Source organism: Sphingobium sp., from assembly GCF_049304695.1.
Classification (GTDB): domain Bacteria; phylum Pseudomonadota; class Alphaproteobacteria; order Sphingomonadales; family Sphingomonadaceae; genus Sphingobium.
In genome coordinates this window covers 1-5,527 of sequence record NZ_JBAQOK010000025.1, presented here as the reverse complement: position 1 = coordinate 5,527, position 5,527 = coordinate 1, and the positions used below count along the sequence as shown (strand labels likewise).

The 5,527-nt window shown below is 59.5% G+C and carries 5 protein-coding genes and 1 pseudogene; 4 read left to right on the top strand and 2 right to left on the bottom strand.

All coding sequences use genetic code 11. The features are described from left to right. Positions 1-125 precede the first annotated feature (125 nt). Positions 126-770, top strand: a pseudogene (locus WA070_RS03345) (tyrosine-type recombinase/integrase); the annotation flags it as partial. On the opposite strand, the gene WA070_RS03340 reads toward WA070_RS03345, so the two are convergent. Beyond that, positions 754-1,284, bottom strand: a complete 531-nt coding sequence (locus tag WA070_RS03340) for an HD domain-containing protein (RefSeq protein ID WP_010335326.1) — start codon at positions 1,282-1,284, stop codon at positions 754-756. The pseudogene WA070_RS03345 and the gene WA070_RS03340 overlap by 17 nt on opposite strands. A gap of 62 nt (positions 1,285-1,346) precedes the next feature. Between WA070_RS03340 and WA070_RS03335 the strand changes: the two genes are divergently transcribed. Then, entirely contained in the window at positions 1,347-2,768 is a 1,422-nt protein-coding gene (locus tag WA070_RS03335) for a tyrosine-type recombinase/integrase (RefSeq protein WP_249258519.1), read from the top strand. 54 nt (positions 2,769-2,822) lie between these two features. Continuing rightward, a complete protein-coding gene (locus WA070_RS03330; RefSeq protein WP_010335324.1) occupies positions 2,823-3,200 on the top strand; it encodes a hypothetical protein in 378 nt (125 codons plus the stop codon). 53 nt (positions 3,201-3,253) lie between these two features. Here the strand turns inward: WA070_RS03330 and WA070_RS03325 are convergent, their stop codons facing one another. After that, positions 3,254-4,420 (bottom strand): ATP-binding protein, encoded by a 1,167-nt coding sequence (locus WA070_RS03325; RefSeq protein ID WP_029547353.1) that lies wholly within the window; start codon positions 4,418-4,420, stop codon positions 3,254-3,256. Between the two features lie 258 nt (positions 4,421-4,678). Here WA070_RS03325 and WA070_RS03320 point away from each other — a divergent pair, with 258 nt between their 5' ends. Then, positions 4,679-5,431 (top strand): hypothetical protein, encoded by a 753-nt coding sequence (locus WA070_RS03320; RefSeq protein ID WP_148564648.1) that lies wholly within the window; start codon positions 4,679-4,681, stop codon positions 5,429-5,431. Positions 5,432-5,527 lie beyond the last annotated feature (96 nt).

Sequence of the window (5,527 nt, the reverse complement as noted above, 5' to 3'; positions counted from 1 at the left end):
TTTGGCATTGGGCCCTCGGCGCTGACGGAGGCCATGGGCATGCTCAACCACCATTTCGCAGCAGCCGCCTGATCGGCGCAGAGCGACAGCCTACCTCTGACTGCCGCCAATCTTTGCAACAGAGCCTGCTCAAGGGCTGCGGGCGTGACGAACACGCCCTGCGCGATGCTGCGCTGCTGCGCATCGCCTACGACACCGGCATGCGCCGCTCCGAGCTCGTCGCGATCGAGGTCGCGCATATCGATGGACCCGACGCCGAAGGGGCCGGGGTGGTGCACATCCCCAGCAGCAAGACCGACCGGGCGCAGGCCGGGGCCGAAGCCTACCTGGCGCCGGCGACGATGGTCGCGATCACGCGCTGGCGTGCGGCGGCCGGCATCGACCAAGGGCCGCTGCTGCGCCGGATCGTGCGCCACTTCGACGGTACGCTCGATAGGATCGGGGCAGGGCGGCTGCACCCCAACAGCATCACCCTCATCTACAAGCGGATCATCCGCCGCGCCTGGGAGAAGAAGCTCTTGGGTGCGATGAGCGAGGACGAGCTCGAACGCTGGCTGAAAGCGGTATCGTCGCACTCGATCCGCGTCGGTGTGGCGCAGGACAATTTTGCCGCGGGCGAGGGGCTGCCGGCGATTATGCAGGCCTATCGCTGGAATGATGCCCGCACGGTCATGCGCTACGGGGCGCGGCTCGCGGTCAAGAGCGGTGCCAGCGCGCGTCTGGCCAGGCGCCTCGGGCAAACGGACTTAGCCGTCAGGGGCGAAAATTGATGCTGGTCTTCGCGTCCTCGATCAAGTCCAGGGCGCGCTGAAAGAGCGTGGGGTCGCCTGCAGTCATGACTTCCAGCGCGCGGAGCTTTTCGCGAAGGTAGACCTTCGCAAACCCAGGATTGCCGGCAACGATGGATTTGGTGTTGCTGATAAAGTCTGCGAGCTTCACCGTCTGGGCAGCAGGGGAGATGGTGCCGAGCCGTGCTGCTTCTGCCGCCTTGCGGGTGGCTCTGTTCCCTTCGTGGCACTGATCGGTCAGTTCCATCACCAGACCCGCCACGGTCTCGCCGAATTCGCGGCCAATGTCCTCGCGCGTTACGGCAGTATCCTCGATCGTGTCGTGGAGCAGGGCGGCTGCCAGCATCTCATCGGTATGGGGAACGCTGCGAACGATCTCCATGACCTCGATTGGGTGGGTTATGTAGGGCTCACCAGTGTATTTGCGGACATGATTGATGCTCCCGTGTGCGTCTGTCGCAAACTGAAGTGCTTTCGAAACGAGTTGGGATTTCATCGAAGCGGCTCTCGTGCGGAGGGTAGAAATTTTGGGATGGGCACTCTGTAGACGCATTCTCTTTGAAAACCATTATCCAATGTAGAACCCGTCATGAGTCGTCCGAGACAGATGATCTCGGCGCGGTTTTTGCATTCGCATATATGCCCTACCAGGATGGGCCTCTCAGCATGCCAGTCGAAAGAACCCTCGCCTACCGTTATGGATGCAGTCTACTCTGGCGCGCAAATCGTCGTGTATTGCATGCCACTGTGCTCTACTTTGGCGTCCGACAGCTGCAGCGCTTTGAGGCGGTTCTCGCCCAGTTGCCCGGTCGCGAACGGCTGGTGCTCAACATTGATCTTGTCGAGGCGACGCTGGCGGCCAGTGCTGCCAATACGGTGCGTGGTCTCCTTGCTGACATGCGCGGTTTTGGCGATGCCTGCCGCGCCCGAGGCATGAGCGCCTTGCCTGCGCAGCCCGCCTCGGTGATCGCTTTCCTGCGCGATCGCGCAGATGGGGCAGGGGGAAAGTCTGCCCGTCCCGCGACATTGTCCCGTATCCTATGGGCGATCGGGACCTTCCATAGGTTATTTGGGCTCGAGGATCCCACCAGGAACGACCTTGTCCGTCTCGAGATGAAGGCCTTGCGGCGACGTCTTGGCACCGCCCAAAAACAGGCGCGGCCTTTGCGATACAAGGGGGCGGTGAGCGATGTCTTCGGCGCCCAGAGCCGAGGGGTGAGCCTGAAGGCATTGCTCGAAGCCTGCGGTACGGACGAAAAGGGGGCTCGCGACCGCGCCTTGCTTTCGGTCGCCTATGATACGGGTCTGCGCGCGTCAGAACTTGTGGCCATCTGCTTTGAACATATCCTGCCTGCAAGCGATCCTGACACCCGGCTCCTCGTCATTCCCCGGCACAAGGGCGACCAGGAAGGGGAGGGGGCTACTGCCTTTCTGTCGATGCGCTCGGTCCTTGCCCTTCAGGCTTGGGCAAAGGTCAAGGACGAACTTGGCGTAGCCGGTGAGCAGGGCGCTGTCTTCCGGCGTCTGTTCATCAAGATGCGTAAGCCTGCCGATCCGGCGAAATTGCGTGCTGATGCCCGGCGCAGGGCAGCAGCTACCTATCTGGGTCTACCCGGCCTAATGCCGGAGGAGGGAAGCAACAAGCGCGCGGGAGCTGATCCCTTGAGGGTGGTCACGCTTGGGCAGGAACCGCTTCGCCCCCAGGCGGTGACGCAGATATTCAAGGCGCGTGCACAGGAGGCCTGGGATCAGGGGCTTATCCCCGACCTGACGGCTGAAGAATTTGCCCAATGGCACAAGGGGATCAGTGCCCACTCTACGCGGATCGGCATGAACAACGACCTGTTTGCGGCCGGCGAGGATATTGCCGGTATCATGGATGCGCTGCGCTGGAAGTCGCCAAAAATGCCGCTCCTTTATAACCGCAATCTGGCAGCGGAGCACGGCGCGGCGGGGCGGTTGCTGACGCGCATGAAATAGTGGCTGCCATGATGCATGGAACGCCTGGATCAGCTTTCAGAAGGAGGGCGGCTCATGCGTAAAGTGACGATGATCGATCCGCCCCATGGCTGGCGCTATGGCTTTCCCAAACCCCTCACTCTTGGTGAGGGGCAGAGCCTGCAGGACTGGTTGATCGAAAATGGATACCCCCCGGCCGAAATCAACGTCTTCGGGATCGCTCATATGCCTTGCCGAGGGCGGATACGAGCCCCTTTAACAGTCGAGGCTCTGCTTCATTCCGTCCGCCTCCTTTGCGTCGGACTCTATTCAAAATCGGTCACATTTCAGGTGAGCACGCCCCCCTCGGTCCTGATCTGTCTCAGGAGCGAGGAGAGGATTGGCACGATCTCGCCCGCGGACGCCAAAGATCGCTACCGGACAAATCGCCTTGCATATTTGCCCTCCCGCTAAACAATCAGCAGTGCAGCGCGAGATTGCTCAAGGCCGGAAGAATTTAACTCTCCTCATCGCAACTGCCGCAACATTCGGGCGGCTTCGATGAGAGGGATGACCTCAATGTCATGGCCGATCGGATATCTCTCATGGCCGGGATAGATGAGGATGCGCCGGGCTGGTTTCAGATCGTTGCATGCGAGATGAAAACCCTTTTCCACCTTAGGGGCGGAACTTCGCTTCACTTCAATGGCCCATAGACCTTGCCCAGGAATGGTGAGCAGAAGATCGATTTCGGCACCCGCAGCAGTTCGGTAGAAGTTGGCCTGCGTGCTATAGGGAGCCGAAGCAATCAAGGTTTCGATCGCAAAGCCTTCCCAGCTTGCTCCTGCCACAGGATGCCCCAGCACGTCGTCCAGGCTGGTCAGGCCCAGCAGCCCATGCACTAGCCCGCTATCGCGCACATAGATACGCGGCGATTTAACAAGACGCTTGCCCTCATTGCTGTGCCAAGGCTCCAGACGGCGCACCAACAACAGGTCGACCATCAGATCGAGATAGCTGGCCACCGTCTTGGAATCGACGCCAAGACTGCGAGCGAAGTCGGATGCGTTCAACAGGGCGGACTGATGATGCGTCAGCATCGTCCAGAAGCGCCGGAGCGTTTCGGCCGGAATGCGAGGACCCAGCATTGGCACATCCCGCTCGAGATAGGTCCGAATGAAATCCTGCCGCCAGCGTCGGCTCGCTTCGTCATTGCGCGCAAGAAAACTGTCAGGAAAGCCGCCGCGAACCCACAAGCGCGGGATATCCTCCGACTCGACCTCAGAGCCATTGATGGGCCCCATTTCAAGATAGCTGATCCGTCCTGCCAAACTTTCGCCTGACTGCTTCAGCAGGTCGATGGACGCCGATCCCAGAAGCAGGAAGCGGCCTGCCTTGAGCCCCTTGCGGCGGCCTCGGTCTATAAGACCCCGCAGGATTTGGAAAAGCCCCGGCATTCTATGGACTTCATCAAGGATGATAAGTTCGGTTTCATGGGCTTCAAGATAGGCCTCGGGATCCATCAACCTTGCCTGATCGCGATCAGACTCCAGATCGAGATAAAGTGAAGGGCGCTTCGCGGCGAGATCCTGGGCAAGGGTGGTTTTTCCAACCTGCCTTGGCCCGAGCAAGGCTACAGCCGGTGTTTCAGCGAGGCGATCGATCAGGATCGGTGCTATTTGACGCTCAATCATCCTTGCATATTCGGATAATTACTCCAAATATGCAAGGATGAAACTGGAATGGTGGAACCACCAAGTTGCGCGAAGGGCCTCAACGCGTTGAGTGCCAGACGGGGAGGCTCCCGCATCAGGATCAAATATGTTCCAATATCCGACCCGGCGTAGAGCCCACGCACTCCACACGGAAATCGGAAATTCCTGAATATGTAAGTCACTATAAACCTTACATAAACAATCTCACTTTAGCCGGATGCCCCACTGGGGGTAATCTTGACTGACACAGCGCAACTGACAGGGCGTAAGCGGCCTCACGTTTCTGGTTTTCGGCATCGGCGCATCCGCGACTTTCAGGCTCTGCCTTATGGCTGGGGCGAACTGACCGGTGTGGACGTCTCACATCTCAAACAGGCCGTACGCGCCATCCTGGACGAAAATCCTTGCTTGCCCGAACTGGAAGCCTGCCTGCTGCTTTGGTCCTCGCTCACAACAGGGCGGAGCTATGAGGATTTGCTGCCTTTACGTCTACATGTGACGCGTAGCCTACCCGACTGGGCTGCGGTTCCGCCTGCCTTGGTCAGGGATGGAGGGCAATGGGCATGGTGGCTGGATGCAAAAGACCGAGCTGTTCAGAAACCGGCAAAAAAGGGAATGCGTCCGGTATCCGGACGAATCTATCTTCCGGCAACCAACCTGACGGCGGATATCATCGAACGTTGCCTGACGAAGAGGAATGTCACTCCGCAGAAACTGAGCCGTAGTTTGTTTACGATTGGGGGCAGTGCCCAAGTGGACAAGAGCCATCCACTGGTCGTGCGCATGGGAGAGTTACTCGAACGCCGAGATCAATCAGCTGTACGCCCGTCCCGCAAGGCGGCTGCGACCGTGGAATCTATCACTCGGTGGCTGCCTGCCACCTTGAATGAAGCGGCAGGAGGAGACATGGCGCTGACGGCGGCGATTACCGGTGAAATTCCCAGCATTGCGCGTACATCTAGCCCGCCTTATTCACCAAAAGTGTCCTGAAGGGTTGGCGGGAGTGGCGTAAGCCTCTGATCTGAATTAGGAACTGGGTGTCTAAGCCGAACCTGCCGCAGGGCAGAAAATGCCACGGGCCACACC